Origin of the sequence: Nocardiopsis yanglingensis (genome assembly GCF_045809185.1) — a bacterium.
GTDB lineage: Bacteria > Pseudomonadota > Gammaproteobacteria > Xanthomonadales > Xanthomonadaceae > Stenotrophomonas > Stenotrophomonas yanglingensis.
The window spans coordinates 125,014-150,412 of the sequence record NZ_JBJNRH010000006.1; the positions used below are offsets into that span (position 1 = coordinate 125,014).

Genomic DNA, 25,399 nt, shown 5'->3' on the forward strand with positions numbered 1-25,399 from the left:
GGGTATTGTGTGGGGGGGGGGCGGGGGGGGGGCGGCCAAACTTTTTGGGGGCCCGCCCCGCGCCCGCCACTACCATCAACCCGCGTCGGGCAGGCGGAAGAACGTACGCGTCGCCTCAGTCGCATTGGCTGCGGTTATTGCCACGTCTTCGCCCCGGTCACGCGCCAGTTCTTCCACGATGTGCGAGAGGAACATCGGTTCGTTGCGGCGATCCTTCGGCATCGGCTTCAGCGTGCGCGGCAGCAGGTACGGCGCGTCGGTCTCGATCATCAGGCGGTTGGCCGGGATGTTCTTCACCAGCTCGCGCAGGTGCGCGCCACGGCGCTCGTCGCACAGCCAGCCGGTGATGCCGATGTACCAGTCCTGGTCCAGGTAGTCGAACAGCTCGTCACGCTCACCGGTGAAGCAATGCACCACCGCCGGGCCGATGCGGCCTTCGAAGTTCTTCATCTGTGCCATGAAATCGGCATGCGCATCGCGCTGGTGCAGGAACAGCGGCTTGCCGTTGTCTGCGGCCAGCTGCAGCTGGCGCTCGAACGCACGGTGCTGGGCCGGGCGCGGCGAGAAGTCACGGAAGTAGTCCAGACCACACTCACCCACCGCCACCACTTCCGGATGGGCATGCAGCGCGCGCATCTCGGCATCGCATTCCTCGGTGTATTCCACCGCATGATGGGGGTGCACGCCGGCGGTCGCGTACAGGAAGCCCGGGTGCTGCTGCGCCAGCTGCAGGGCCAGTGGCGAGTGCTCGCGACTGGCACCGGTGATGACCATCTGCACCACGCCGGCCTGGCGCGCGCGGTCCAGCACGGCATCGCGGTCGCGATCGAAGGAGTCGTGGGTCAGGTTGGCGCCGATATCGATCAGGTGCATGGTCATCGCGGGGGAAAAGTGCCCACGCATTGTACCTGCGCCCGCCGTGGCCCCTTATCCTTTGCACATGAACACCCCGCTCTTCCCGATTTCCCCGCTGCTGCCGCAGATCCAGCAGCACCTGGCCGCGCAGCCGCGGCTGGTGCTGGAAGCGCCGCCCGGCGCCGGCAAGACCACCCAGGTGCCGCTGGCCCTGCTCGATGCGCCGTGGCTGCAGGGGCGGAAGATCATCCTGCTGGAACCGCGCCGTGTGGCCGCACGCAGCGCCGCGTTGTTCATGGCGCGGCAGCTGGGCGAAGAGGTCGGTGGCACGGTCGGCTACCGCATCCGCTTCGAGAACAAGGTATCCGCGCGCACCCGCATCGAGGTGGTCACCGAGGGCATCCTGACCCGGATGCTGCAGGACGACCCGATGCTGGAAACGGTCGGCGCGATCCTGTTCGATGAATTCCATGAGCGCCACCTCAGTGGCGACCTCGGCCTGGCCCTGGCGCTGGACGTACAGTCGCAGCTGCGCGACGACCTGCGCCTGGTGGTGATGTCGGCCACGCTGGATGGTGAGCGGCTTGCCCGCTTCCTCGATGCGCCGCGCCTGAGCAGCGAGGGCCGGAGCTATCCAGTGACAGTCAGTCACTTCCCGGCGCGCCGCGATGAGGCGCTGGAACTGCAGGTGCGCCGCGCGGTGCAGCAGGCCCTGGCCGAGCATCCCGGCGACCTGCTGGTATTCCTGCCCGGCCAGCGCGAGATCGCGCGGGTGCAGGCGGGCCTGCAGGAATCGCTGGACGGCAGCGTCGAGGTGCTGGCGCTGCACGGCGAGCTGCCGGTGGAACAGCAGGCACGCGTGCTGCAGGCCGCCAACGATGGCCGCCGCCGCGTGGTGCTGGCCACCAACGTGGCCGAGTCCTCTGTGACCCTGCCCGGCGTGCGCGTGGTGATCGACAGCGGCCAGGCGCGCGAGCCGCGCTACGACCCCAACAGCGGCTTCACCCGGCTGGACGTGGTGGCCATCGCGCAGGCGTCGGCCGACCAGCGCGCCGGCCGTGCCGGACGCGTGGCCGAGGGCGTGGCGTGGCGGCTGTGGCCGCAGTCGCAGCGGCTGGAGCCGCAGCGCCGCGCCGAGATCGACCAGGTGGAACTGGCCGGGCTGGCACTGGAACTGGCGGCCTGGGGCAGCAGCGACCTGCGTTTCCTCGATCCACCGCCGTCCGGCCCGATGGCCGCCGCACGCGAACTACTGCAGCGCCTGGGCGCACTGTCGGACACCGGCGCGATCACCGCACTCGGCCGCCGCGTACTGGCACTGGGCACCCACCCGCGCATGGCAGCGATGCTGCTGGCGGCGCCCGATGCGCGCGCACAGGCGCTGGCCGCCGATCTTGCCGCGTTGATCGAAGCGCGCGATCCGCTGCGCCAGGGCGGCGATGCGCTCGCCGCACGCTGGCGTGCGCTGGCGGCGTTCCGCAACGGGCGCGCACCGTCCGATGCCAACCGCAGCGGCCTGGCCGCCATCGATGCGGCCGCCAAGCAGTGGCGACGTCGCCTGCGCTGTGATGCCACGCCGCCGGCGAGCATCGAGGCCCACGAACTGGGGGACCTGCTCGCGCATGCCTTCCCCGACCGCATCGGTTTCCAGCACCCCAGCGATCCGCTGCGCTACCTGCTGGCCAACGGCCGCAGCGCGCGCCTGCACGAACTGAGCGACCTGCGCGGCGAGCCGTGGCTGGTGGTCAGCGAGCTGCGCTATGAGGCACGTGATGCCCTGCTGCTGCGCGCCGCGCCGGTGGATGAGAACGCGTTGCGCACGGCATGGCCGCAGCGCTTCGTCACCGAGGACACCGTGCGCTGGGACAGCGAGCGTCGCGCCCTGGTGGCACTGCGCGAGACCCGTTTCGACCGCATCGTACTGGACAGCCGCTCGGCCGGGCGGGTCGATCCGCAGCACGCCGCGCAGGCGCTGACCGACGCGGTGGCCGAACTCGGCCTGCAGGCGCTGCCGTGGACCGAAGGCCTGCGCCAATGGCAGGCACGGGTGGAGTCGCTGCGGCGCTGGATGCCGGAGCTGGATCTGCCTTACTGCAGCGATGTGGCTCTGCTGGTCAACCGCGCGCAGTGGCTGCAACCTGCGTTCGCCGGCAAGACACGGTTGGATGCGCTGGACGAAGCCAGCTTCGGCGAGGCGCTGAAGTCGCCGCTGGAGTGGTCGCAGCGGCAGCTGGTCGAACGTCATGCGCCCACCCGCATTACCGTGCCGTCTGGACTGGAGCGGCCAATTACCTATGCGCTGGACAGCGAGAGCGGCGAACCGCTGCCGCCGGTGCTGGCGGTGAAACTGCAGGAACTGTTCGGCCTGGCCGACACCCCGCGCATCGCCGATGGCCGCGTGCCGCTGACCCTGCACCTGCTCTCCCCCGGCGGCCGCCCGCTGCAGGTCACCCAGGACCTGCGCAACTTCTGGGAAAACACCTACGCTGAAGTAAAAAAGGAAATGAAGGGCCGCTACCCGCGGCATCCGTGGCCGGATGACCCGTGGACGGCCACGGCCACGCACCGGGCCAAGCCGCGCGGAACCTGATTGCTGGGGTCGGATCCTTTTGCAACGCAAAGGGCTCTGACCCCGGGCGCGGTGATTGGAGTCAGAGCCCTTTCTGCAAGGGAAAGGGATCCGACCCCACCCTGCCTGATCCTGAATGGCTGCGGTAAAGTCACGCCACGTGTGACCTCGACTGACATACCGTTTACGGGCAACACGCGACACTGGACTTCGACCCGAGGCAAAGGACCCCCGCATGAGCAAGCTGACCGTAATCACCGACCGCGCTCTGGAGCGCGCCCTGGAGCTGGCCCATACCGCCGGCGATGGCCTGAAGAGCGCCGGTGGCAGCCTGCGCAATGCGGACTGGATCAAGACCGGTGCCGCCATCGGCGCAGTGAAGACCGGCGGCAAGGCCGCCACCAAGTTCGTGCGCCGCAATCCGGCGGTGGCCGTGGCCGCTGCCGCGGTGGGTGTCGGCCTGCTCGGCTATGCGCTGTACCGCAAGCAGCAGAAGAAGAAGGCCGCCAATGGCCACGTGGTGAATGGGCAGGCGCAGCGCATCAGCGCACGCGACCGCCGCAACGACACCGTGGTGGACGAGCACAGCGATATCGGCAGCGACGCCTGAGTCTGCCGGGGTCGGATACCTTCCGCAGGAAGGGCTCTGACCCCGTCCGCCACACGAGGGCCGGATACCGAAATGTATCCGGCCCTTTCTGTTTCAACCGATCTGCCGCCACTGCCCGGGCTGCAGGTCGTCCAGCCGGTAAGGCCCCATCGACACCCGCACCAGCCGCAGCGTCGGCAGGTTCACCGCCGCGGTCATCCGCCGCACCTGCCGGTTGCGACCCTCGCGGATCGTGATCGCCAGCCAGCTGTCGGGTACGGTCTTGCGGAAACGCACCGGCGGATCACGCGTCCACAGCGACGGCGCCGGATCGAGGCGCTCGATCTTCGCCGGCAGGGTCGGCCCGTCATTGAGCACCACGCCCGTGCGCAGCTGCTGCAGCTGTTCGTCGCTGGGCATGCCTTCCACCTGCACCCAGTAGGTCTTGTCGGCCTTGTGCTTCGGGTGGGTCAGCTTGTGCGCCAGCGTACCGTTGTCGGTCAGCAGCAGCAGGCCCTCGCTGTCATGGTCCAGGCGACCGGCGGCATACACGCGCGGCGGCAGGCCGAACCCGGCCAGGGTCGGCCGCGGCGGCACGCTGCGGTCGGTGAACTGGCAGAGCACGTTGAAGGGCTTGTTGAAGGCGATCAGCATTGCGGTAGCGGCAGGCGGCGGGTGGGATAGTGTCCCACGCCGCGCCAGGCGCCACTCGGCTGTAGAGCCGAGCCCATGCTCGGCTCATCGCGCACAGCGCGGCGGAACGCAACAGCAGCCGAGCATGGGCTCGGCTCTACAGAGTCAAGATGCACCAGCCCGGCGCTACTGCCTTACGGCTTGATGAAGCGCAGGGTCATGCGGTCGCTTTCGCCGATCGCCTGGTACTTCGCATCATCGGCCTTGTCGTGCTGGTTGGTCGGCGGCAGCGTCCACACGCCGTTCGGGTGGTCCTTGGTATCGCGCGGGTTGGCGTTGACCTCGCTGCGCGCATCCAGCTTGAAGCCGGCGGCCTCGGCCATGGCGATCACCTGCTGCTGGCCGACATAGCCGGTGTCATCGTCGTCGGCCACGTCGGCCTTGGCGCGATGCTCGACCACGCCCAGCACGCCGCCGGGCTTGAGCACGTTGAAGAAGCCCTGGAACATGCCCTGCGCCTGGCCGGCCTTGCGCCAGTTGTGCACGTTGCGGAAAGTCAGCACCACGTCGGCTGAACTGGCCGGGCCGAACACCGGCTTGGCCGGATCGTAGGCCACCACGGCGGTCTTGCCGAACTGTGCCGGTGCAGCGGCGTACTTCTTTTCCAGGCTGTCGCGGCTGCGCTGCTGGTAGTCACGGCCGCGGCCTTCGGCAACGGCCATCGGATCGACAACGGCGGCAACGTAGTGGCCCTTGTCATGCAACAGCGGCGCCAGGATTTCCGAGTACCAGCCGTTTCCGGGGGTGATCTCGATAACGGTCTTTTCCGGCGTCACCATGAAGAACGACAGCGTCTGCGCCGGATGGCGGAAGCCATCGCGCTTGACGTTGTTGGCATCGCGGGTGGGCGCTTTCACTGCCGCGTCGACGGCCGGTGAGACCTGGATCTTCGCCGGTGCGACCGTGGCCGGTGCGGCGAACGCGGGAACAGCGGCAAGCAGGGCCGAAGCAAGCAGCAGGCGGCAACCACGCAGGGACGAAGCAGGCATCATCGGAGCGACTCCAGCGGAAGATGCGGCGAGACTAGCAGCCGCGGCGTCCCAGGTGTTCACAAAACGTTAGCTGCGTGCGTATCGCGGAACACTGTTTTGTGGTCACCGCCGCAGCACGGTCACACAACGCGTTTTATTCTGGAGCACTTCCCCCAAGGAGTCCGTGCCCATGACGGCAACCCGCGAACTGGGCCGTTCCGGCCTGCATGTACGTCCGCTCGCCTTCGGCGGCAACGTGTTCGGCTGGAGCGCCGATGAAAAGGCCAGCTTCGCCCTGCTCGATGCCTTCGTCGACGCCGGTTTCAATCTGGTCGACACCGCCGATGTGTATTCGGCGTGGGTGCCGGGCAATGCCGGCGGCGAATCGGAAACGTTGATCGGCAAGTGGTTCGCCCGCAGCGGCAAGCGCGACAAGGTGGTGCTGGCGACCAAGGTGGCCAAGTGGGCCGAACGCCCCGGCCTGACCCCGGACAACATCAATGCCGCAGTGGAAGATTCGCTGCGCCGCCTGCAGACCGATGTCATCGATCTGTACCAGGCCCATGAAGACGATGAATCCACGCCGCTGGAAGCGACGCTGGCCGCGTTCGGGCGCCTGATCGAAGCCGGCAAGGTGCGCGCGATCGGTGCGTCCAACTACAGCGCCACGCGCCTGGCCGATGCGCTGAAGGTGTCCACCGACTACAAACTGCCGCGTTACGAAACCCTGCAGCCGGAGTACAACCTGTACGACCGCGCCGGCTACGAGAAGGAGCTGGAACCGCTGGTGCAGCGCGAACAGATCGGCGTGATCGGCTACTACGCCCTGGCCAGCGGCTTCCTCAGCGGCAAGTACCGCACGCCGGCCGATGCGGCCAAGAGCCCGGCGCGTGGCGAGAACGTGGTGAAGCGCTATCTGAATCCGCGTGGCTTGCGCATCCTGCAGGCGCTGGATGACGTGGCCAGCAAGCACAGCGCCAGTGCCGCGCAGATCGCACTGGCGTGGCAGATCGCGCGACCGTCGATCACCGCGCCGATCGTCAGCGCCACCAGCGTCGAGCAGCTGCACGATCTGCTTGCAGCGGCCAACGTGTCGCTGAGCGTGCACGATGTCGCGCAACTCGACGCCGCCAGCACGGAAGCATGAGACCGGGTAGTGCCGGCCGCTGGCCGGCATTGCACAGGACCGAAGAAAATAATTGAACAAAGTGGTTGCGCACGAGTAAATCGTGGTTTATCGTGCGCACCTCGTTTCAACAACCACTGGAAACTTCCCTTGAACGCGCATTCCGTCGCCATCGCCAAACTGCTGCCATGCCTGCGCATGGACGTGCTGGCGCGCGCGTTCGGCAAGGAAGACCAGCTGACAACGGCCTGATACCCGCCCTGCGGAGATCGGCCACCCCGATCTCCGAGGCCTGACGACGCCCTCGGAACGCAAGTCCCGGGGGCGTTTTCGTTTGCGTCGGCACAAGGACCCGCGATGCCAGAACTGCACCCCGCGCGGCAACCCGCCGCTCACTGACCCAGGTATTTCCGCCCCGCCGAAGGATTTACTTCGCGCGAGTGGCGACGCCTGGACATTATCTGCATCGCACCCAAACATTATCGCTCGCGATAATGTCGGTGGCCTGCACCCTCGATTCTCCAACGGTCCCGTTTCCACCACGGGCTGGTGCGCGCGGCGTTGCCGTGGCGTATGCCGGAGGTCGCGGACATGCCATCGCCTGGATCGCCTGCTGGAGTCAGGCACCGGTTCGCCGGTACGCGGTTCGATTCCGCGCGGTTCACCACTGGATAGCTCAGCTTGGTCAGAGCAACGGATCCCTAATCCGTCTGTCGTGGGTTCGATTCCCACTCCAAACCACATGACCTGTCACGTCATGACTTGAAGCAACACCCGGGGCGCAAGCCCCAGCGGCCATCGTCGCCATCCACGGACACCGCCTTCGGGCAGGAACGTGGAAGGCAACGGACCGCTCGCCGGGCCCCGGCCCGCCGCCACTGCCAGCCACGTTCCGCACCGGCGCTGCCTGCCGGGAACGACGATGGCAGCAGAGCCGGTGCACCGAAGGCTCCGCGCGCGGACCGTCCGCCGATGGCCGCCCTCTTCCGCTGCCTGCACGTGGTGTGCAGGCGGCCTCGCCACGACCTGATCGACCCGGGTCATGGCGATTCATCCGCAACGGGTCGAACCACCAGAGCCATACAAGGAGAGACTCCCATGTTCTGGACCATCAAGGTCGTGATCGGCGACGGCGAGCGCGGCCTGGTGTATCGCAACCGTCGCTTCCAGCAGATTCTGCTGCCGGGCGTGCACCGCCTGTCGCCGTTCGGCGGCCGCCCGCACGTGGACATCCACACTGCATCGAAGGGCGCGGCCTATACCGGCAGCGACCAGGACAGCCTGATCGAAACGCTGGGCGCACGGCTGGACACGCACTTCGTGCTGGCCAACGTCGGCGCCGGCGAGGTCGGCCTGTTGCTGCGCAACGGCCGCATCGATGAAGTCCTGCCGCCGGGCAGCCGCCGTCTGTACTGGCGCGGTTCGGTCGATACCCAGGTGCAGGTAATGGCGTTGGGTGACGAGCCGCGCATTCCGGCGGACGTGCAGCAGCGCCTGGGCCAGTTGGGCGTGTTGCCGCGTGTGGCGGTGATCAGCACCGTGCCGAGCGAATCGGTGGGCCTGCTGTTCATCGATGGCACGCTGCGGCAGACGCTGGACGCCGGCCTGCACGCATTCTGGAACTTCAACGGCAACGTGTCGGTGGAGCGTGTGGAACTGCGTGCACGTTCACTGGACGTGTCCGGCCAGGAACTGCTGAGCCGCGACAAGGTGACCCTGCGGGTGAACCTGGCCGCGACCGTGCAGGTGGTCGACCCGGTGCGTGCGCACCGCACGCTCAGCAATGCCGATGAGTTCGTCTACCGGCAGCTGCAGTTCGGCCTGCGCCAGGCGATCGCCGCGCGCAGCCTGGACGAGCTGCTGGGCGACAAGGCAGCACTGGACGGCGAGATCGCCGCCCATGTGCAGTCCGCGATCGAGGGCCACGGTGTGCGGTTGCTCGGCGTGGGCATCAAGGACGTGATCCTGCCGGGCGAGATGAAGGAGATCCTCAACGGCGTGGTGCTGGCCGAAAAGCAGGCCCAGGCCAGCGTGATCCGTCGCCGCGAGGAGGCCAACGCCACGCGTTCGCAGCTCAACACCGCAAAGCTGATCGAGGACAACCCGGTGCTGATGCGCTTGAAGGAGCTGGAGGCACTGGAGAAGGTCACCGAGAAGATCGACAAGCTCACCGTGTTCGGCGGCCTGGATGGCGTGCTGAAGCAGTTGGTGACGATCAGGTAGGGGGTCGCGGTGGCGCAGGGACGCGCCACCGGCCCATCAAGGACATTCAAGAAGACATGGACACTCAACAGAACTATCAATGGCTGCACGCCGAGGGCACCACGCCGATCAAGGGCTGGGTCAACGGTGTGCCGCTGGAAGCGCAGGCGCATGAGCAGCTGCGCAACATCGCCGCGATCCCGTTCGTCGGGCCGTGGGTGGCGGTAATGCCGGATGTGCACCTGGGCAAGGGCGCGACCGTGGGCTCGGTGATCCCGACGCAGGGCGCGATCATCCCGGCCGCGGTCGGCGTCGACATCGGCTGCGGCATGGCCGCGGTGCGCACTACGCTGCGCGCCAATGACCTGCCCGATGACCTGCGTCAGCTGCGCAACAGCATCGAGCGCAGCATTCCGGTCGGCAACGGCCGCGGCGGCGAGCACCACCGCATGCCCGACAGCATCCACACCCGGCTGGTGCGGTCCGGGCTGGCTGCCGGCCTGGAGAAGATCAAGGACAAGCACCGCCGGATCCGCACCGACAAGCTGGACCGCCAGCTGGGTACGCTGGGCGGTGGCAATCACTTCATCGAACTGTGCCTGGATGAAACAGATACAGTGTGGGTGATGCTGCACAGCGGTTCGCGCGGCACCGGCAACCTGATCGGCACCTACTTCATCGAGAGAGCGCGCGAAGAGCTTGCGCGCCGTGTGCTCGGCTTCCACCTCCCAGACAAGGACCTGGCGTTCTTCATGGAAGGCGAGCCGCTGTTCGATGACTACGTTGAAGCGGTGTCGTGGGCGCAGGATTACGCCCGGCACAACCGCGAGGCGATGATGTCGCGGGTGCTGGCCGAGATGCGCCATCGCCTGCCGAAGTTCCAGCTGGCAACGATGGCGGTGAACTGCCATCACAACTACGTGCAGAAGGAGACGCACCACGGCCAGGAGCTGCTGGTGACGCGCAAGGGTGCGGTCAGTGCGCGCGAGGGCGAGCTGGGCATCATTCCCGGCAGCATGGGCACGCGCAGCTACATCGTGCGTGGCAGGGGCAACGCGGACAGCTTCCACAGCTGTAGCCACGGTGCCGGCCGGGTGATGAGCCGTGGCGCTGCGCGCCAGCAGATCACGCTGGCCCAGCACCGCGAGGCCACCGCGCATGTGGAATGCCGCAAGGACAGCGGCGTGCTGGATGAGTCGCCGGCCGCGTACAAGTCGATCGACGATGTGATGGCCGCGCAGCTCGACCTGGTCGCCGTGGTGCACACGCTGCGCCAGGTGCTGTGCGTGAAGGGATGATGGAACGGTGCCGGCCTCGGCCGGCACCCACCGCGCCTCAATCGTGCCCGATCGCTCTGCAGTAGATCCACGCCATGCGTGGATGCGGTCCCATCGGGGTAAGAGCCCCTTCTGCGAAAGGGATCCGACCCCGGCGCCGACCAAGGTCGGCATCTACCAGAGCAGCACGGCATGCCGGGGGTCAGAGCCCTTTCTGCGAAAGGAATCCGACCCCGAGACGTTCAGCGCGGCACGCTGTCCTCGGTCACCAACGCATGGTGCATGCCGATCCCTGCGCGCACGCCCTCGGCGGTGGCCAGGGTGATGTTGCCGACCGTCGTCGCATCGCCTGCGGCATACACGTTCGGCACCGAGGTCTGCTTCATCGCATCGACCTCGATCAGCACGCCCAGCGGGCTCTCGGCCAGCGCACAGCCCAGCTGCTGCACCAGCGGCGTGGCCATCGCCTGGGTCGCCGGCACGAACAACGCTCGCTGTGCGATACGGCGGCCGTCAGCCAGCTCCACTTCCAGCCACGTCGGCTGGTCGCCCTGCACGCCCAGCACCGGCGAGGTCTCGATCTGCACGCCGCGCTGCTGCATGGCCGCCTGTTCCTCGTCGGTGATCGGCAAGCCCTGGCTGAAGAAGGTGACATTGCCCCAGTCGGCGAACAGCGGCGCCTTGCTGGCGGACATCGGATGGCCGCCGAGCAGGCCGATGGCACCACCACCCACTTCATAGCCATGGCAGTAGGGGCAGTGCAGCACGGTGCTGCCCCAGCGCTCGGCCAGTCCGGGCAGTTCCGGCAGCTGGTCGGCGATGCCGCTGGCCAGCAGCAGCTTGCGCGCGGCCAGCACCTGCCCATCGGCGGTGCGCACTTCCACGCCATCGGCGCTGGCGGTGGCCTGCACCGCCTCGGCGTGCACCCAGCGCACGCTGGGGTAATCCAGCAGTTGCTGGCGGGCGGTCTTCAACAGCTCGGCGCCACTGATGCCATCCAGCCCCAGCACCCCGTGCGAATGGCTGGCGAAACGATTGCGTGGCGAACCGGCGTCGATGACCGTGACCGGGCGACGGGCACGGGCCAGGATCAGGCCGGCGGCAATGCCGGCATAGCTGCCGCCGACGATGAGCACATCAGGATTCATGGTGACCTTCCAGGGAACGGTGATGGGCGAGATGGCGGGCGAAGTCGGCGCCGAGCTGGTCCAGCGTGGCTGCCTGCAGCCGCGCTTCGAGCAGACGCTGCGCCTCGCGTGCACCCTCGAGCAGGGCGCTGTTGACCAACTGCTGGATCGGACAGCCGCCGCCGGAATCGCGCGCGCCGACCTGCACCAGCGGTGGTGCGCCCACGGCCAGATAGATGTCATGCAGGGTGATCGTTGCGGCATCGCGGGCCAGTTGGCTGCCGCCCCCATGACCGCGGGTGCTGCGCACCAGGCCGGCCTTGTGGAGCTGTGCCAGCAGGCGTCGGATCACCACCGGATGGGTGGGCAGGCACGATGCCAGTTGCTCGGAGGTACGCGGGGCGGCATGGCCGACCAGGTGCGCCATCACATGCAGGGCATCGGAGAGCGGGTTTGCGGATTTCATGTAACAACAATAGTTACATTTAAATCCCCTGTCGAGGGTCCGCATTCGTTCCATATGGACACATTTGTCCTATGAAATGAATTCTTCACATCGCTAAACGAAACGCGAATGTGATGTGTGTCGCACTTCAGCGCGTGCGTGGCGGGTCGATACCGCAGTGCCCCTTCCCGAGAGTTCTTTCCCATGAATGCGTCTGTCCGTGCTCCGCGCCTGCAGTCCAAGCTGCTCGGCGCGGTTTCTGTTGGTCTGGCCGTGGTCCTGCTGTGCGCTCTGGCGGGCCTGGCCTCCGCCTGGTTGAAGTTGTCCACCGAGGTTCCGCCCGAAGTCGCGCACAGCCGCGATGCCGAACGCCTGCAGCGTGAGTTCCGCGGCCAGGTGCAGGAATGGAAGAACGTGCTGCTGCGCGGCCACGACGACGCGTTGCGTCAGCGCCATCTGGAGGCGTTCGACAGCGAAGGCCGTCTGGTCGAGCAACTGGCCAAAGGTCTGGTGAGCAGCCCGGATGCGCGCACGCGTGAACTGGCGCAGGCGTTCATCGGCCTGCACGCGCAGCTGCAGCAGGACTACCACGCGGCGCTGCAGGCGTTTGCCGAGGCCAGCTACGATCCTGCCGCCGGCGACAATCTGGTGCGCGGCAAGGATCGCCCGGTGGCGACGGCACTGGATGCGCTGAGCACGCATGCTACTCAGGTGGCCGAAGCGGCGGTGACGGCACGATCGCAACAGGCGCGGCAGACCCTGCTGCTCTGCGCGGCGCTGACCGTGCTGGCCGCCGTACTGCTGCTGATCGGCCTGGCCTGGTGGCTGCGGCGTGCGGTGGTGCAGCCGGTGCTGGCGGTGGAAGCCGCTGCGCGCGCAGTAGCTGCCGGTGATCTGCAGCATGTGGTGCAGGTGCGCAGCCGCGATGAGATCGGTCGCCTTGCACAGGCCATGCAGGCCGTACAGTCCACGCTGCGCGGCGTGCTGGAGGCGCAGGCCGCGATGGCACAGGCGCATGAAGCCGGCACCATCAGCCACCGCATGGACGCCAGTGCCTTCCCCGGCGCATTCGGCGAAATGGTCGCCGACAGCAACGCACTGGTTGATGCGCACATCCAGGTAAAGCTGCGTGCGATTGCGATCATGGGGCGTTACGCCATCGGTGACCTCAGCCAGGACATGGAACGCCTGCCCGGCGAGAAGGCGGTGATCACCGAGGCGCTGGACATGGCCAAGCACAACCTCGGCTTGATCAATGGCGAGATCCGCCGCCTGGCCGAAGCGGCGGCTGCCGGTGACTTCAGCCAGCGCGGCGACAGCGCGCGTTTCGAGCATGATTTCCGCGCGATGGTGGACGGCCTGAACCGGTTGATGCAGACCACCGAGCTGAACCTGGGCGAGGTCTCCAGCATGCTGCGCGCGATTGCCGATGGCCGCCTCGGTGCGCGCATGCACGGCGATTTCCAGGGCGTATTCGCACGCATCGCCGGTGATGCCAACACCACCGCCGCACAGCTGGCGACCATCGTCACCGACATCAAGCACGCCTCCGGCAACATCCACACGGCGGCGGCGGAGATCGCCGCCGGCAACAACGATCTGTCACGCCGCACCGAACAGCAGGCGGCCAACCTGGAAGAGACCGCCGCCTCCATGGAGGAGCTGACCTCCACCGTGCGCCAGAATGCCGAGCATGCGCGCCAAGCCAACCAGCTGGCGATCGGCGCACACACCGTTGCCTCCCACGGCGGCAGCGTGGTCGGTCAGGTGGTGACGACGATGGGCGCTATCGAAACCTCGTCACGGCAGATCGCCGAGATCATCAGCGTGATCGATGGCATCGCCTTCCAGACCAACATCCTGGCATTGAATGCTGCGGTGGAAGCCGCGCGTGCCGGCGAGCAGGGCCGCGGCTTCGCGGTGGTCGCCAGTGAAGTACGCACGCTGGCGCAGCGTTCAGCCGCTGCGGCGAAGGAGATCAAGACGTTGATCGAAGCGTCGGTAGAACAGGTCGGGCACGGAGCGCAGCGCGTGCGCGAGGCCGGCGACACCATGGCCGAGATCGTGGCCTCGGTGCAGCGCGTGACCGATATCATGGCCGAGATTTCCGCTGCCTCGCAGGAGCAGAGCGCGGGGATCGAGCAGGTCAGCCAGACCGTGATCCAGATGGATGGCACCACGCAGCAGAACGCCGCGCTGGTGGAGGAAGCCAGCGCCGCGGCACGCAGCCTGGAACAACAGGCGAACCGACTGATCGATGCGGTGGATGTGTTCGATCTGTCAACCACGGCGGCAGCGAAGGGCGGGCTGGCGCGCGCGGCCTGAGGGATCCGGTTGCCGCCGCCACATGGGTAGCGCCCGACCGTTGGTCGGGCGACGGCAGGATCAGTGCGGACCAACGGTCCGCACCCACCAGAGCAGCCGCGCCCACCGGAGCGTGCGGTAGTGCCGGCCGCTGGCCGGCAACCTCAGCGCACGTAATCGCTCTGCGCCATCGCATCGGCCAGGTGATCCACGAACGAGCTGATCCGCGACGATACGGCGGTGTTGCGGTAGTACACCGCGTGGATCGGCTGGTACACATCCAGGGTCTGCGCTGCCAGCACCGGCACCAGCGTGCCGGCAGCGCGGTCGCGATCGGTGACGAAGTCGGACAGGCAGGTGATGCCGACGCCTTCCACCGCCAGACGGCGCAGTGTCTCGCCACTGGACACGGCGATGTCCGGCCGCACCAGCAGCAGCCCATCCGACTCTCCGGGCAACGGCCAGCGGTTGAGTGACTCCGGCTCGTTGAAGCTGAGCAGTATGTGCTGGCCCAGTGCGGCGACGCTGGCCGGTTCCCCGTGCCTGGCCAGGTAAGCCGGGCTGGCCACCAGCCGCAGCTGGCACCGCCCCAGCAGCCGCGCATGCAGGGTGGAATCGGCCAGCGGCCCGATCCGGATCGCCAGATCGGTGCGCCGTTCGAGCAGGTCGATGTAACGGTCGGAGCTGTTCAGTTCCAGCTGCACTTCCGGGTAACGGGCACGGTAACCGCTCACCAGCGGCGCGATAACGTGCAGCACGAAGGGCATCGCCGCATCCACGCGCAGGCGCCCTGCCGGGCGCTCGCGGCGCGCCGCCATCTGTTCCTCGGCCGATTCCACCGCGTCGATGATCGCCCGTGCATGGCGCAGGAATGCCTCGCCCTCGGCGGTCAGGTGCAGGCGGCGGGTGGTGCGGGTCAGCAGGGTGATCCCCAGCTTGTCCTCCAGCCGCCCCAGCGCACGGCTCACGCCCGAGGGCGTCTGCCCCAGCTGCTCGGCAGCGGCACTGATCGACCCGCTGTCGATCACCGCGAGGAAGGCCTGCATTTCGTCAAGAGTGGTCTTCATGCCGCCATTATTGACTGAGCGGCAATAGTGATTGGCGTGAAGACCGGTTTTTCGGCAAAGGTGCGCCGCGCACACTGCGCACCTTCCTTCCCTCCGGAGCCGGCCATGATCCGTGGCATTCCCCTCGCCCTGCTGGCGTTGACCCTCGGTGCCTTCGCCATCGGCACCACCGAGTTCGTCATCGTCGGCCTGATTCCGACCATTGCCGCCGATCTTCAGGTCAGCCTGCCCTCCGCAGGCCTGCTGGTTTCGCTGTATGCCCTCGGCGTGGCCATCGGTGCGCCGGTGCTGACCGCGCTCACCGGCCGCGTGCCGCGCAAGTCGCTGCTGGTGGCCCTGATGGTGCTGTTCACCTTCGGCAACGTCATCGCCTTCCTGGCGCCGGGCTACACCTCGCTGATCATCGCCCGCATCCTCACCGGCCTCGCCCACGGTGTGTTCTTCTCGATCGGTTCGATCATCGCCACCGCGGTGGTGCCGAAGGAGAAGGCCGCCAGCGCGATCGCCATCATGTTCACCGGCCTGACCGTGGCACTGGTGACCGGGGTGCCGCTGGGCACCTTCATCGGCCAGCACCTGGGCTGGCGCGCCACCTTCCTGGCGGTGGCCGGCCTCGGCGTGATCGCCCTGCTCGGTGCGCTGCTGTTCGTGCCGCGCAGCGTGCCGCAGAGTGCGCCGGCCAGCTTCCGCCAGCAGCTGGCTGTGCTCGCCCAGCCCCGCCTGCTGCTGGTCTATGCGATGACCGCGCTGGGCTACGGCGGCACCTTCCTGGCCTTCACCTATCTGGCGCCGATCCTGCAGGACATCACCGGTTTCTCCGCCAATGCGGTCAGCCTGGTGCTGCTGGTGTACGGCGTGTCGGTGGCGATCGGCAACCTGTGGGGCGGACGCATGGCCGACCGCATGGGCCCGGTGCCCGCGTTGAAGCGCATCTTCGCCCTGCTGGCCGTCGTGCTGTTCGTGCTCACCTTCACCGCCTACAACACCTGGTTGATGCTGCTGACGGTGCTGGCGCTGGGTGCGGTAGCGTTCGGCAACGTGCCCGGCCTGCAGGTCTACGTGGTCAAGCAGGCGCAGCGCTATGCACCGCAGGCCACCGACGTGGCCTCGGGCCTGAACATCGCCGCGTTCAACGTCGGCATCGCCATGGGCGCCTCGCTGGGCGGCCTGGTGGTGGAGAACATCGGCCTGATGCACACGCCGTGGCTGGGCGCGCTGGTGGTGGTGGGCGCGTATGCATTGACCGTGCTCAGCGGCCGCCTGGACCGCCGCGACGGCATCGATGACCGCGCCGATGGCATCGCCGTGGCCGCGCATTGAGAGATGTCATGCCGTGCCGGCGCCTTGCCGGTACGGTGGTGCAATGCACCGTTGCCGGCACGCATGCGGCCACTGGCCTACTCTTTGCCGGATATTTGCGTCCCTCCCCCTCTGCTGGAGCTCCCCATGACTGTCCCCGCCTTCGGTCTCGGCACCTTCCGCCTGAAAGACCAGACCGTGATCGACTCTGTGCGCAACGCGCTGGATGTCGGCTACCGCGCCATCGATACCGCACAGATCTACGGCAATGAAGCCGAGGTCGGCCAGGCCATCACCGATTCCGGCGTGCCGCGCGAAGAGATCTACCTGACCACCAAGGTCTGGATCACCGAGTTCAAGCGCGATGCGCTGCTGGCCAGCCTGCGTACCAGCCTGGAGAAGCTGCGCACCGACCACGTCGACCTGGCATTGATCCACTGGCCGTCGCCGAACGACAAGGTCGACGTGCCGATGGAGGAGTACCTGGCCGCACTGGCCGAGGCCAAGGCACAGGGCCTGACGAAGGAGATCGGCATCTCCAACTTCACCATCGCGCAGACCCGCAAGGCGATCAGCATCCTAGGTGCCGACGCCATCGCCACCAACCAGATCGAGATCCATCCGTACCTGCAGAACCGCCTGCTGGTGAAGTTCCTGCAGGACAACGGCATCCACATCACCGCCTACATGAGCTTGGCCTATGGCGAGGTGATCAAGGACCCGGTGATCCAGGCCATCGCCGGCCGTCACCAGGCCACTCCGGCGCAGATCGCGCTGGCGTGGGCGCTGCAGCAGGGCTTCTCGGTGATCCCGTCGTCGACCAAGCGCGAGAATCTCTCGGGCAACCTGGAAGCGGCAGCGATCCGCCTGACCGACGAAGACATGGCGCAGATTGCCAAGCTGGACCGGGGGCACCGCCTGGCCAACCCGGAAGGCATTGCGCCGGCCTGGGATTGAGGCCCTGTTGTTGTAGAGCCGAGCCCACGCTCGGCTGCCGTCTCCCTGGAGCCGAGCATGGCTCGGCTCTACAGGTCGGTGCCGATCTTGGTCGGCGCTGGCCTCTGGTCAGTCGATGACACATCGTGCCGACCAAGGTCGGCACCTACCAAAGGCAGAGCTATCCCTCGCCTTGCAGCAACCACCCACGCATGGCCGCACTGACCTCGTCCGGCTTTTCCATCGGTGCCAGGTGCCCGCAATCGGGTACCACCACCAGTTGCGAGTGCGGCACCATCGCGTGCATTTCCTCGCTCACCACCAGCGGCGTGATGCGATCATTCGCTCCGCATACGATCAGCAACGGATCGCGGTAACCGGCCAGCACGTCATGGCCATCGCGGCGTTCCAACGCGCTCTGGCGCAGGAACACTTCCGCGCCCAGGCGGGCGGTCATGTCGCGCACGCGCTGCACCAGCACGTAGTCGTCCAGCCGCGAAGCATCGATGTAGCTGCGCATCAGCACATCACCGAAGCCATGGAATTTCCCCGGCAGGCGCACGCTGGCGCGCTGGCTGCGGCGCTGCTCGGCCCGCTCGGGTGAGTCGGCGTGGATCGAGGTGTCGATCAGCGCCAGCTGCAGCACCCGCTCCGGCGCGATGCGCAGGATCTGCTGGGCCACGAAGCCACCCAGCGAGAACCCGGCCAGCGCAAAGCGCTCCGGTGCCTGCGCCAGCACGTCTTCGGCCACCGCCTGCAGGGTCTCACCACGGGTCTGGTCGCCCACGGTGCAGTCGGCGATATCGGCCAGGTCGGCCAGCTGCGCGCGCCACAGCTCGGCATCGTTGAGCAGGCCGGGCAGCAGCAACAGGGGGATACGGTCGGTCATGGGGCTATTGTCGCGCCAGCACGGTGACGGAACCATGCCGCAACGGGCGATTGCGTTGTAGAGTCGAGCACAGCCAGTCGAGCATGGCTCGACTCTACAGAAGGCAGCGACACGAACGCGACCATGGCAGACCCCTACAACAGCGGCACCCCTTCCCCGCCGGCGCTGCGCTTCGACGATGCGCTGGTCACCACCGCCTTCGAGCTGCCCGGCCATCGCGTCGTGCGCAATCTGGGTGTGGTCCGCGGCATCACCGTGCGCTCGCGTTCGATCGTCGGCAACTTCCTGGGCAGCATCCAGACGCTCTTCGGCGGCAACATCACCATCTACACCGAACTGTGCGAACAGGCTCGCGAGGAAACCTACCGCGACATGGTCAAGCACGCGCGGCAGCTGGGCGCCAACGCGATCATCGGCATGCGCTACGACGCCACCGATGTGATGACCGGACTGACCGAAGTGCTGTGCTATGGCACGGCGGTGGTGGTGGAACCGCTGCGGTGAGGTTGTAGAGCCGAGCCCATGCTCGGCTCAGGCGTGCCCGTGTGATGTAAGGCAGCCGAGCGTGGGCTCGGCTACAGAGGGGTTTCGGGCACCTCGACCTGCTGCACCGGCAGGGTCACCATCATCACCGTCGGGTCATCCGGGTCCAGCTTGGTCTTGAAGCCCAGGCTCTGACACATCGCCAGCATGGTGCTGTTCTCGCGCAGCACCTGGCCTTCGACCACGTCCAGGCCCAGCCACTTGGCGTACTCGATCATGATCGCCATCAGCCGCCAACCGATGCCGTGGCCCTTCAGATCCGAGCGGATCAGGATGCCGTACTCGCCACGGTGGTAATCGGCATCGGCGTGCAGGCGCACCGCGCCCAGCATTTCGCCACTGCGCGGCTCGATCGCCACCAGCGCGATCGAGCGTGCGTAGTCGAGCTGGGTCAGGCGCGCGATGAATTCGTGGCTGAAGTGCTTCACCGACTGGAAGAAGCGCAGGCGCAGGTCCTCGTCGCTGACGCGGGCGAAGAACGCACGGAACAGCGCATCGTCCTCCGGCCGCACCGGACGCACGAAGGCGCGGCCGCCATCGGACAGTTCGATGGTGCGCTCCCACTCCTTCGGGTATGGGAACACCGAGAAACGCGGGTGGCCGCGGCCCTTGTGCAGGATGCGCGACGGCGCCACTGCCACGCGCGCGTCGAGGGCGAGGATGCCCTTGCCGTCGACCAGCAGCGGGTTGATGTCCAGCGTGCGCACTTCGGGAATGTCGGCGGCCAGCTGTGCCAGCTTCACCAGCGCCAATGCCAGTGCACGCTCGTCGGCGGCGGGCACATCACCGTAGGCCTTGAGGATGCGCGAGGCACGGGTCTGGCCGATCAGCTCGTGGGCCAAGCGCAGGTCCAGCGGCGGCAGCGCGAGCGCCTTGTCGTTGATCACTTCGACGGCGGTACCGCCACGACCGACCACGATCACCGGGCCGAACGTCGCGTCATCGGCAATGCCGACGATCAGCTCGCGCGCCTTCGGGCGAACGATGGTCGGCTGCACCAGCAGGCCATCGATACGCGCATCCGGCCGCAGCTGGCGCGCACGCGACAGGATCGCGTTGGCCGCGCTCTGCACCGCCGGCAGCGTGGACAGGTTCAGGCGCACGCCGTCCACTTCCGACTTGTGTGGAATGTCCGGCGAGAGGATCTTCAGTGCGACCGTGGCACCGCGCTCCAGCAGCGGCTGCGCCAGGTCCATCGCCTCGTGCGCATCACGCGCGTGCATCACCGGCGCGGAGGGAATGCCATAGGCCTTGAGCAGTTCATGCGTGGCCAGCGGGTCCAGCCACTGCTGGCCGTTGGCCAGTGCGGCATCGACCAGCGTACGCGCGGCGGCCGTGTCGACGCTGAAGTCCTGCGGCAGGCTGGGCGGCGTTTCCATCAACGCGTTCTGCGCTTCGCGGTAGCGCACCAGGTGCTGGAAGCCACGTACGGCTTCGGCCTCGGTCGGATAGGTCGGCACGCGTGCCGCGTTGAGCGTGGCGGTAGCCTGGTCGTCGTTGCCCAGCCACACCGCGAACACCGGCTTGTCGCGATGATGGCGCGGGCGCAGGCCGAGCGTGCGGGTGAGCGCCTGCGCGGCGTCCGCCGATGAGGTGAACGCGGTCGGCACGTTCACCACCATCACCGCGTCGTTCTCGTTGTCGGCGAGCAGCGCTTCGATGGCCGCGGCATAGCGGTCACCATCGGCGTCGACCACGATGTCGACCGGATTGCTGCGCGACCAGCCCTGCGGCAGCACCGCGTCGAGTTTCTCGATGGTGCTCTCGGACAGGTTGGCCAGGGTGCCACGCAATGCGATCAGCTGGTCCACGGCAAGGCGGCCGACACCACCGCCATTGCTGAGAATGGCCAGGCGACGACCGGGGAACGTCCCCAACCGGCCCAGCGATTCGGCAGCGGTGAACAGTTCGTCCAGCGCGCTCACGCGCAGCAGGCCGGCACGGTTGAACGCCGCACCGTAGACATCGTCGGCGCGGGCCAGGACCTGCACATGGGTATCGCGGCTGCCCGGCTGCACGCGCTCGGCGCGGCCGGACTTCACCACCACCACCGGCTTGGCGCGGGCGGCGGCACGCGCGGCCGACATGAACTTGCGCGCGTCCTTGATCTGCTCGACATAGAGCAGGATGGCGCGGGTGCGGTAGTCGGTGGCGAAGTAGTCGAGCAGATCGCCGAAGTCGACGTCCATCGTATCGCCCAGCGAGACCACGGCGGAGAAGCCGACCGAGCGCGCCACGCCCCATTCCACCAGCGCGGCGGCAATGGCCGAGGATTCGGAGATCAGCGCGAGGTCACCGGCCTGCGGGAAGTGCGCGGCGATGCTCGCATTGAGACGTGCATGCGGTGCGATCACGCCCAGGCAGTGCGGGCCGAGGATGCGCAGGCCATGCTTGCGGGCCACCGCCTCCACCTGTGCCGACGGCGAGCCCGGGCCTTCGCCCAGGTGCGCGGTGAGGATGATTGCCGCCTGCACGCCACGTTCTGCAGCGGTACGCACCACCTGCGGCACGATCGCCGCCGGTGCGGTGATCACCACCAGGTCCGGCACCCAGTCCAGGTCCTTCAACCGCTTGATCGTGCGGATACCGTCGATCTCGGCATGCCGCGGGTTGATCCACGCCACCTTGCCGGGGAAGCCGGTGCCGCGCAGGTTGCGCATCACCGCGCGGCCCGCCGAGCGCTCACGCGGACTGCCGCCGATCACCGCGACCGACTGCGGACGGAACACGGACTGCAGGTGGTAGGTACTCATGCGCCTACGGTACACGGACTGGCGCATCGGGCGCATGATCCAGCGCAAGCCCCCGGTCTCCGGGGTCGGATCCCTTCGCACAGCGATGGGCTCTGACCCCTGCGTGCCGACCAAGGTCGGCACCTACCGGAGCACGGTGAATCCGGCCTACAGCAACGTACCGTGCAGGATCATCGCGGCGATGCTGAAGTAGATCACCAGGCCGGTCACGTCCACCAAAGTGGCGACGAACGGGGCCGAGGCGCTGGCCGGGTCGAAGCCGAGCCGCTTCAGGATGAAGGGCAGCATCGAGCCGGACAGCGAACCGAAGGTGACGATGCCGACCAACGCGGCGCCGATGGTAATCGCCAGCAGGATCCAGTGCTCGCCGTAGTCGTGCAGGCCGCCCAGCTGCCAGATCACGATGCGTACGATGGCCAGGCAGCCGAGAATCGCGCCCAGCACCATGCCGGTAGGCACTTCGCGCAGGGCCACCTTCCACCAGTCGCGCAGGCGCAGTTCGCGCAGCGCCAGGCTGCGGATCAGCAGCGAGGTGGCCTGCGAACCGGAATTACCACCCGAACTCATGATCAGTGGGATGAACAGGGTCAGCACCACCGCGCGTGCCAGTTCGTCCTCGTAGTGCTGCATCGCGCTGGCGGTCAGCATTTCACCCAGGAACAGCACGCTCAGCCAGCCGGCGCGCTTGCGCAGCATTTCGAAGAAGCCGATCTGCATGTAGGGCTTGTCCAGTGCCTCCATGCCGCCGAACTTGTGCGCGTCCTCGGTGGATTCCTCGATCAGCGCATCGAGCACGTCGTCCACGGTGACGATGCCGAGCATCTGCTGCTGCGCATCGACCACCGGAATCGCCAGCAGATCGTGGCGGCGGATCAGCCGCGCCACTTCTTCCTGGTCCATCAGCGCGTCCACCGTCACCGGCGGATTGACCTGGGCCACGTCCAGGATCGATTCCTCGGGCAGGCCGGTGATCAGCCGGCGCATGGTCACCACCTGCTGCAGCTGCTGGCTGGCCGGCTCCAGCACGTAGATCGCGTACACCGTCTCGCGGGTGCGCTCGACCTGGCGGATGTGCTGCAGGGTCTGCGCCACGGTCCAGCTGGCAGGCACCGCCACATACTCGGTGGTCATCAGCGCGCCGGCCGTGTTCGGTGGGTAGCTGAGCAGCTTCTGGATGGCCTGGCGGGCGTCGGTGCCCAGCAGTGGAATCAGCCGCGCGCGCTCTTCTTCGTCCAGCTCGTGGACGATGTCGGTGGCGCGGTCGTCGGCCATCAGGCCCAGCAGAGCCGCAGCCCGCGCCGGTGGCAGCGCGGCCACCAGCTCACCGCTGCGGTGCAGCTCCGGCGCTTCGAGCATCTTCACTGCACGCGGCAACGGCAGCGCAGCCAGCGTTTCCGCGGCGCGGGTCAGTTCCAGCGTGTTGAGAAATTCCACCGCGTCGGCGGTGTTGTAGTTCGCCAGCGGTGCGGCCAGTGCGGCGGCATCGGCCACCGGGCGCAACAATTGCTTCTGGTTCATCGGTTTTGCCTTGTGGGGGTGCGACCTCGCGCAACGCCAACGCAGGCAAACCGTCCCGATGTCAGGCGGTGGCCATCGCTGGCGTCGAACGAGGTCGACTTCTACTGTCGCTGGACATGGGTTGGGGACTCCGGGATGCGTGTGCCGGCGGACGCGCCGCCAGCGGCGGGCAGTCTGGACCCGTGGGCCATGCAGGTCAACCCGGCAGCCCTGCGGCGCGACCCGGCCGGTTGTTCTCGTGCGTACACAGACCGGCGCGCATAATGGTGTGGTGGCGCTCGCCACGCTTTCCCCCACCCGAACGGACGCACTGCGGGCTTCCCCGATGACCAGGTATTCCCATGCATAGCGGTGGTCTGGAACTGGCCCTGGTGCTGCTGCTGGCGGCGGTCATCGCCGTGCCGGTGTTCAAGAAATTCGGCTTCGGTGCGGTGCTGGGCTACCTGGCGGCCGGCGTGGTGCTGGGCCCGGACGGGCTGGGCTTCGTGCAGGACGCAGACCGCATCCTCGGCGCCGCCGAGATCGGTGTGGTGATGCTGCTGTTCGTGATCGGGCTGGAGCTGTCGCCGGCACGCCTGAAGGTCATGCGGCGCTCGGTGTTCGGCGCCGGTGCGGCGCAGGTGGCGCTGTCCGGGCTGGTGTTGGGCGGCCTGCTGCTGCTCGACCACTTCCAATGGAAAAGCGCGCTGGTGGTGGGCGTGGCGCTGGCGCTGTCATCCACGGCGGTGGGCCTGCAGCTGCTGTCCGAGCACAAGGCGATCAACAGCGACCATGGCCGGCTGGGCTTTGCCATCCTGCTGTTCCAGGACCTGATCGCGATTCCGCTGCTGGCGGCCATCCCGCTGCTGGGCGGGGTAAAGAACGAGACCCTGCGCTGGGAAGACGCCGCCGTGGCCCTCGGCGCGCTGGCCGTGGTGATCCTGTGCGGACGACCGGTGCTGCGCAAGGTGTTCAGCATCATCGCGCGCACCCGCAGCCCGGAAGTGTTCACCGCCACCGCCCTGCTGGTGGTGCTGGGCACCGCCTGGTTCATGCAGGAAGCCGGCCTCAGCCCCAGCCTGGGTGCGTTCCTGGCCGGCGTGCTGCTGTCCGATTCGGAGTTCCGGCACGAACTGGAAGCGCAGATCGAGCCGTTCAAGGGGCTGCTGCTGGGCCTGTTCTTCATCGCGGTGGGCATGGGCATCGACCTCGACCGCATCGTTGCCGAGCCGTGGCTGATCGCTGCCGGCGTGGCAATCCTGCTGGTGGTCAAATTCAGCCTGCTGTACGTGATCGGGCGCATCGCAAAGCTCAGTTCACGGCACTCGCTGCTGCTGGGCAGCGTGCTGTGGCTGGGTGGCGAGTTTGCCTTCGTGGTGTTCAATGAAGCGCAGCGCGCGCACCTGCTGGGCAACGCCAACCATGACCGTCTGGTGGCGATCGTCGGCCTGTCGATGGCGATCACGCCGCTGCTGATGATCGCGCTGCTCAAGCTGCTCGGCCAGGAGAAGGCGGCGCCGCGCGAGGCGGCCGAGGCCGACAAGGTGGCGCCGGACAACCGGCCGAAGGTGCTGATTGCCGGCATGGGCCGCTTCGGCCAGGTCATCGCGCGCCTGCTGACCGCGCAGAAGGTGCCGTTCGTGGCGCTGGAAGCGAATCCGGACACCGTGGCCGACCTGCGCCGCTTCGGCAACCAGCTGTATTACGGTGACCCGACCCGGCCGGAGATGCTGCGTGCGGCGGGCGGCGAGCACATCGATGTGTTCGTGATCACCGTGGACGATCCGGAGACCAACCTGCGCGCGGTGCGCATGGTGCGCCGGCTGTACCCGGACGCGAAGGTGCTGGCGCGTGCGCGCAACCGCCAGCATGCGTGGCGCCTGATGGACATGTCGGCCGAGCCGTTCCGCGAAGTGTTCGGCACCAGCCTGGAGATGAGCGGCCGCGTGCTGACCGCGCTGGGCGTGGCGGCGGACGTGGCCGAACGCCACGTGCAGCGCTTCCGTGAGCACGATGAACAGCTGCTGCGCGACCAGTACCTGGTCTACGACGACGAGGCGGCGGTGATCCAGACCTCGCGCGACGCACGCAACGACCTGATGCACCTGTTCGAGGCCGACGCGGAAAGCGACGGCAAGTAGGCGTGCCGACCAACGGTCGGCACCCACCACAGATTGCGGTAGTGCCGGCCGCTGGCCGGCAGCCTCGGGATCCCGGAGGTCTCATGAGGTTGCCGGCCAGCGGCCGGCACTACCCA

The 25,399-nt window shown here is 67.5% G+C and carries 19 protein-coding genes and 1 tRNA gene; 11 read left to right on the forward strand and 9 right to left on the reverse strand.

The window, feature by feature from the left end:
* Positions 1-75 precede the first annotated feature (75 nt).
* Positions 76-873, reverse strand: coding sequence for a TatD family hydrolase (locus ACJ7C5_RS10780; protein WP_412703879.1), 798 nt, complete (start codon positions 871-873; stop codon positions 76-78).
* 67 nt (positions 874-940) lie between these two features.
* Here ACJ7C5_RS10780 and hrpB point away from each other — a divergent pair, with 67 nt between their 5' ends.
* Both hrpB and ACJ7C5_RS10790 read left to right on the forward strand, forming a co-directional pair.
* The gene (hrpB, locus tag ACJ7C5_RS10785) at positions 941-3,445 is read left to right on the forward strand and encodes an ATP-dependent helicase HrpB (RefSeq protein WP_412703880.1); all 2,505 of its coding nucleotides are present in this window, start codon (positions 941-943) and stop codon (positions 3,443-3,445) included.
* A gap of 214 nt (positions 3,446-3,659) precedes the next feature.
* Positions 3,660-4,034 carry a hypothetical protein gene (locus tag ACJ7C5_RS10790; RefSeq protein WP_005420251.1) on the forward strand — a complete coding sequence of 125 codons (375 nt, stop codon included), beginning with the start codon at positions 3,660-3,662 and terminating at the stop codon, positions 4,032-4,034.
* Between the two features lie 93 nt (positions 4,035-4,127).
* On the opposite strand, the gene ACJ7C5_RS10795 is transcribed toward ACJ7C5_RS10790, so the two are convergent.
* Positions 4,128-4,667, reverse strand: coding sequence for a pseudouridine synthase (locus ACJ7C5_RS10795; RefSeq protein ID WP_412703881.1), 540 nt, complete (start codon positions 4,665-4,667; stop codon positions 4,128-4,130).
* A gap of 173 nt (positions 4,668-4,840) precedes the next feature.
* On the reverse strand, positions 4,841-5,695 hold the full coding sequence (locus ACJ7C5_RS10800) for a class I SAM-dependent methyltransferase (RefSeq protein ID WP_412703882.1): 855 nt from the start codon (positions 5,693-5,695) through the stop codon (positions 4,841-4,843).
* 172 nt (positions 5,696-5,867) lie between these two features.
* On the opposite strand from ACJ7C5_RS10800, the gene ACJ7C5_RS10805 reads away from it, so the two are divergent.
* The 4 genes from ACJ7C5_RS10805 (at position 5,868) to ACJ7C5_RS10820 (ending at position 10,303) form a co-directional block, all read left to right on the forward strand.
* The gene (locus ACJ7C5_RS10805; RefSeq protein ID WP_412703883.1) at positions 5,868-6,824 is read left to right on the forward strand and encodes an aldo/keto reductase; all 957 of its coding nucleotides are present in this window, start codon (positions 5,868-5,870) and stop codon (positions 6,822-6,824) included.
* A gap of 646 nt (positions 6,825-7,470) precedes the next feature.
* A tRNA-Arg gene (locus tag ACJ7C5_RS10810) sits at positions 7,471-7,544 on the forward strand.
* 357 nt (positions 7,545-7,901) lie between these two features.
* The gene (locus ACJ7C5_RS10815) at positions 7,902-9,026 is read left to right on the forward strand and encodes a slipin family protein (protein WP_097049845.1); all 1,125 of its coding nucleotides are present in this window, start codon (positions 7,902-7,904) and stop codon (positions 9,024-9,026) included.
* A 56-nt stretch (positions 9,027-9,082) separates the two neighbouring features.
* Positions 9,083-10,303 (forward strand): RtcB family protein, encoded by a 1,221-nt coding sequence (locus tag ACJ7C5_RS10820; protein WP_412703884.1) that lies wholly within the window; start codon positions 9,083-9,085, stop codon positions 10,301-10,303.
* A gap of 221 nt (positions 10,304-10,524) precedes the next feature.
* Here the strand turns inward: ACJ7C5_RS10820 and ACJ7C5_RS10825 are convergent, their stop codons facing one another.
* On the reverse strand, positions 10,525-11,430 hold the full coding sequence (locus tag ACJ7C5_RS10825; protein ID WP_412703885.1) for an NAD(P)/FAD-dependent oxidoreductase: 906 nt from the start codon (positions 11,428-11,430) through the stop codon (positions 10,525-10,527).
* Positions 11,420-11,875, reverse strand: a complete 456-nt coding sequence (locus ACJ7C5_RS10830; protein WP_094002302.1) for an Rrf2 family transcriptional regulator — start codon at positions 11,873-11,875, stop codon at positions 11,420-11,422. Before ACJ7C5_RS10830 ends, ACJ7C5_RS10825 begins: the two co-directional genes overlap by 11 nt.
* A 183-nt stretch (positions 11,876-12,058) precedes the next feature.
* Here ACJ7C5_RS10830 and ACJ7C5_RS10835 point away from each other — a divergent pair, with 183 nt between their 5' ends.
* On the forward strand, positions 12,059-14,179 hold the full coding sequence (locus tag ACJ7C5_RS10835; protein ID WP_412703886.1) for a methyl-accepting chemotaxis protein: 2,121 nt from the start codon (positions 12,059-12,061) through the stop codon (positions 14,177-14,179).
* Positions 14,180-14,322: 143 nt separating this feature from the next.
* Here ACJ7C5_RS10835 and ACJ7C5_RS10840 read toward each other — a convergent pair whose 3' ends face one another.
* Positions 14,323-15,225, reverse strand: a complete 903-nt coding sequence (locus ACJ7C5_RS10840; RefSeq protein ID WP_412703887.1) for a LysR substrate-binding domain-containing protein — start codon at positions 15,223-15,225, stop codon at positions 14,323-14,325.
* Positions 15,226-15,330: 105 nt separating this feature from the next.
* Between ACJ7C5_RS10840 and ACJ7C5_RS10845 the strand changes: the two genes are divergently transcribed.
* Together ACJ7C5_RS10845 and dkgB are read left to right on the forward strand one after the other, a co-directional pair.
* A complete protein-coding gene (locus ACJ7C5_RS10845) occupies positions 15,331-16,545 on the forward strand; it encodes an MFS transporter (protein ID WP_412703888.1) in 1,215 nt (404 codons plus the stop codon).
* Positions 16,546-16,671: 126 nt separating this feature from the next.
* Complete coding sequence (gene dkgB / locus ACJ7C5_RS10850; RefSeq protein ID WP_412703889.1) at positions 16,672-17,481, forward strand: 2,5-didehydrogluconate reductase DkgB; 810 nt, start codon at positions 16,672-16,674, stop codon at positions 17,479-17,481.
* Positions 17,482-17,641: 160 nt separating this feature from the next.
* On the opposite strand, the gene ACJ7C5_RS10855 is transcribed toward dkgB, so the two are convergent.
* Positions 17,642-18,349, reverse strand: coding sequence for an alpha/beta fold hydrolase (locus tag ACJ7C5_RS10855; RefSeq protein WP_285317421.1), 708 nt, complete (start codon positions 18,347-18,349; stop codon positions 17,642-17,644).
* Positions 18,350-18,472: 123 nt separating this feature from the next.
* On the opposite strand from ACJ7C5_RS10855, the gene ACJ7C5_RS10860 reads away from it, so the two are divergent.
* Positions 18,473-18,853: a YbjQ family protein gene (locus ACJ7C5_RS10860; protein ID WP_094002294.1), complete on the forward strand. Its 381-nt coding sequence runs from the start codon at positions 18,473-18,475 to the stop codon at positions 18,851-18,853.
* A gap of 71 nt (positions 18,854-18,924) precedes the next feature.
* Here ACJ7C5_RS10860 and ACJ7C5_RS10865 read toward each other — a convergent pair whose 3' ends face one another.
* Together ACJ7C5_RS10865 and mgtE are read right to left on the reverse strand one after the other, a co-directional pair.
* Positions 18,925-21,645: a bifunctional acetate--CoA ligase family protein/GNAT family N-acetyltransferase gene (locus ACJ7C5_RS10865; RefSeq protein ID WP_412703890.1), complete on the reverse strand. Its 2,721-nt coding sequence runs from the start codon at positions 21,643-21,645 to the stop codon at positions 18,925-18,927.
* 147 nt (positions 21,646-21,792) lie between these two features.
* Positions 21,793-23,163 (reverse strand): magnesium transporter, encoded by a 1,371-nt coding sequence (gene mgtE, locus ACJ7C5_RS10870; RefSeq protein ID WP_059035874.1) that lies wholly within the window; start codon positions 23,161-23,163, stop codon positions 21,793-21,795.
* Between the two features lie 341 nt (positions 23,164-23,504).
* On the opposite strand from mgtE, the gene ACJ7C5_RS10875 reads away from it, so the two are divergent.
* Entirely contained in the window at positions 23,505-25,283 is a 1,779-nt protein-coding gene (locus ACJ7C5_RS10875; RefSeq protein ID WP_412703891.1) for a monovalent cation:proton antiporter-2 (CPA2) family protein, read from the forward strand.
* The last annotated feature ends 116 nt before the right edge of the window (positions 25,284-25,399 follow it).

Coding starts and splice junctions, on each gene's coding strand:
- dkgB (WP_412703889.1), top strand. CDS start 16,672: ATGACTGTCCCCGCCTTCGGTCTCGGCACCTTCCGCCTGAAAGACCAG.
- ACJ7C5_RS10795 (WP_412703881.1), bottom strand. CDS start 4,667: ATGCTGATCGCCTTCAACAAGCCCTTCAACGTGCTCTGCCAGTTCACC.
- mgtE (WP_059035874.1), bottom strand. CDS start 23,163: ATGAACCAGAAGCAATTGTTGCGCCCGGTGGCCGATGCCGCCGCACTG.
- ACJ7C5_RS10875 (WP_412703891.1), top strand. CDS start 23,505: ATGCATAGCGGTGGTCTGGAACTGGCCCTGGTGCTGCTGCTGGCGGCG.
- ACJ7C5_RS10855 (WP_285317421.1), bottom strand. CDS start 18,349: ATGACCGACCGTATCCCCCTGTTGCTGCTGCCCGGCCTGCTCAACGAT.
- ACJ7C5_RS10820 (WP_412703884.1), top strand. CDS start 9,083: ATGGACACTCAACAGAACTATCAATGGCTGCACGCCGAGGGCACCACG.
- ACJ7C5_RS10830 (WP_094002302.1), bottom strand. CDS start 11,875: ATGAAATCCGCAAACCCGCTCTCCGATGCCCTGCATGTGATGGCGCAC.
- ACJ7C5_RS10835 (WP_412703886.1), top strand. CDS start 12,059: ATGAATGCGTCTGTCCGTGCTCCGCGCCTGCAGTCCAAGCTGCTCGGC.
- ACJ7C5_RS10840 (WP_412703887.1), bottom strand. CDS start 15,225: ATGAAGACCACTCTTGACGAAATGCAGGCCTTCCTCGCGGTGATCGAC.
- ACJ7C5_RS10825 (WP_412703885.1), bottom strand. CDS start 11,430: ATGAATCCTGATGTGCTCATCGTCGGCGGCAGCTATGCCGGCATTGCC.
- ACJ7C5_RS10800 (WP_412703882.1), bottom strand. CDS start 5,695: ATGCCTGCTTCGTCCCTGCGTGGTTGCCGCCTGCTGCTTGCTTCGGCC.
- hrpB (WP_412703880.1), top strand. CDS start 941: ATGAACACCCCGCTCTTCCCGATTTCCCCGCTGCTGCCGCAGATCCAG.
- ACJ7C5_RS10845 (WP_412703888.1), top strand. CDS start 15,331: ATGATCCGTGGCATTCCCCTCGCCCTGCTGGCGTTGACCCTCGGTGCC.
- ACJ7C5_RS10860 (WP_094002294.1), top strand. CDS start 18,473: ATGGCAGACCCCTACAACAGCGGCACCCCTTCCCCGCCGGCGCTGCGC.
- ACJ7C5_RS10805 (WP_412703883.1), top strand. CDS start 5,868: ATGACGGCAACCCGCGAACTGGGCCGTTCCGGCCTGCATGTACGTCCG.
- ACJ7C5_RS10780 (WP_412703879.1), bottom strand. CDS start 873: ATGCACCTGATCGATATCGGCGCCAACCTGACCCACGACTCCTTCGAT.
- ACJ7C5_RS10790 (WP_005420251.1), top strand. CDS start 3,660: ATGAGCAAGCTGACCGTAATCACCGACCGCGCTCTGGAGCGCGCCCTG.
- ACJ7C5_RS10865 (WP_412703890.1), bottom strand. CDS start 21,645: ATGAGTACCTACCACCTGCAGTCCGTGTTCCGTCCGCAGTCGGTCGCG.
- ACJ7C5_RS10815 (WP_097049845.1), top strand. CDS start 7,902: ATGTTCTGGACCATCAAGGTCGTGATCGGCGACGGCGAGCGCGGCCTG.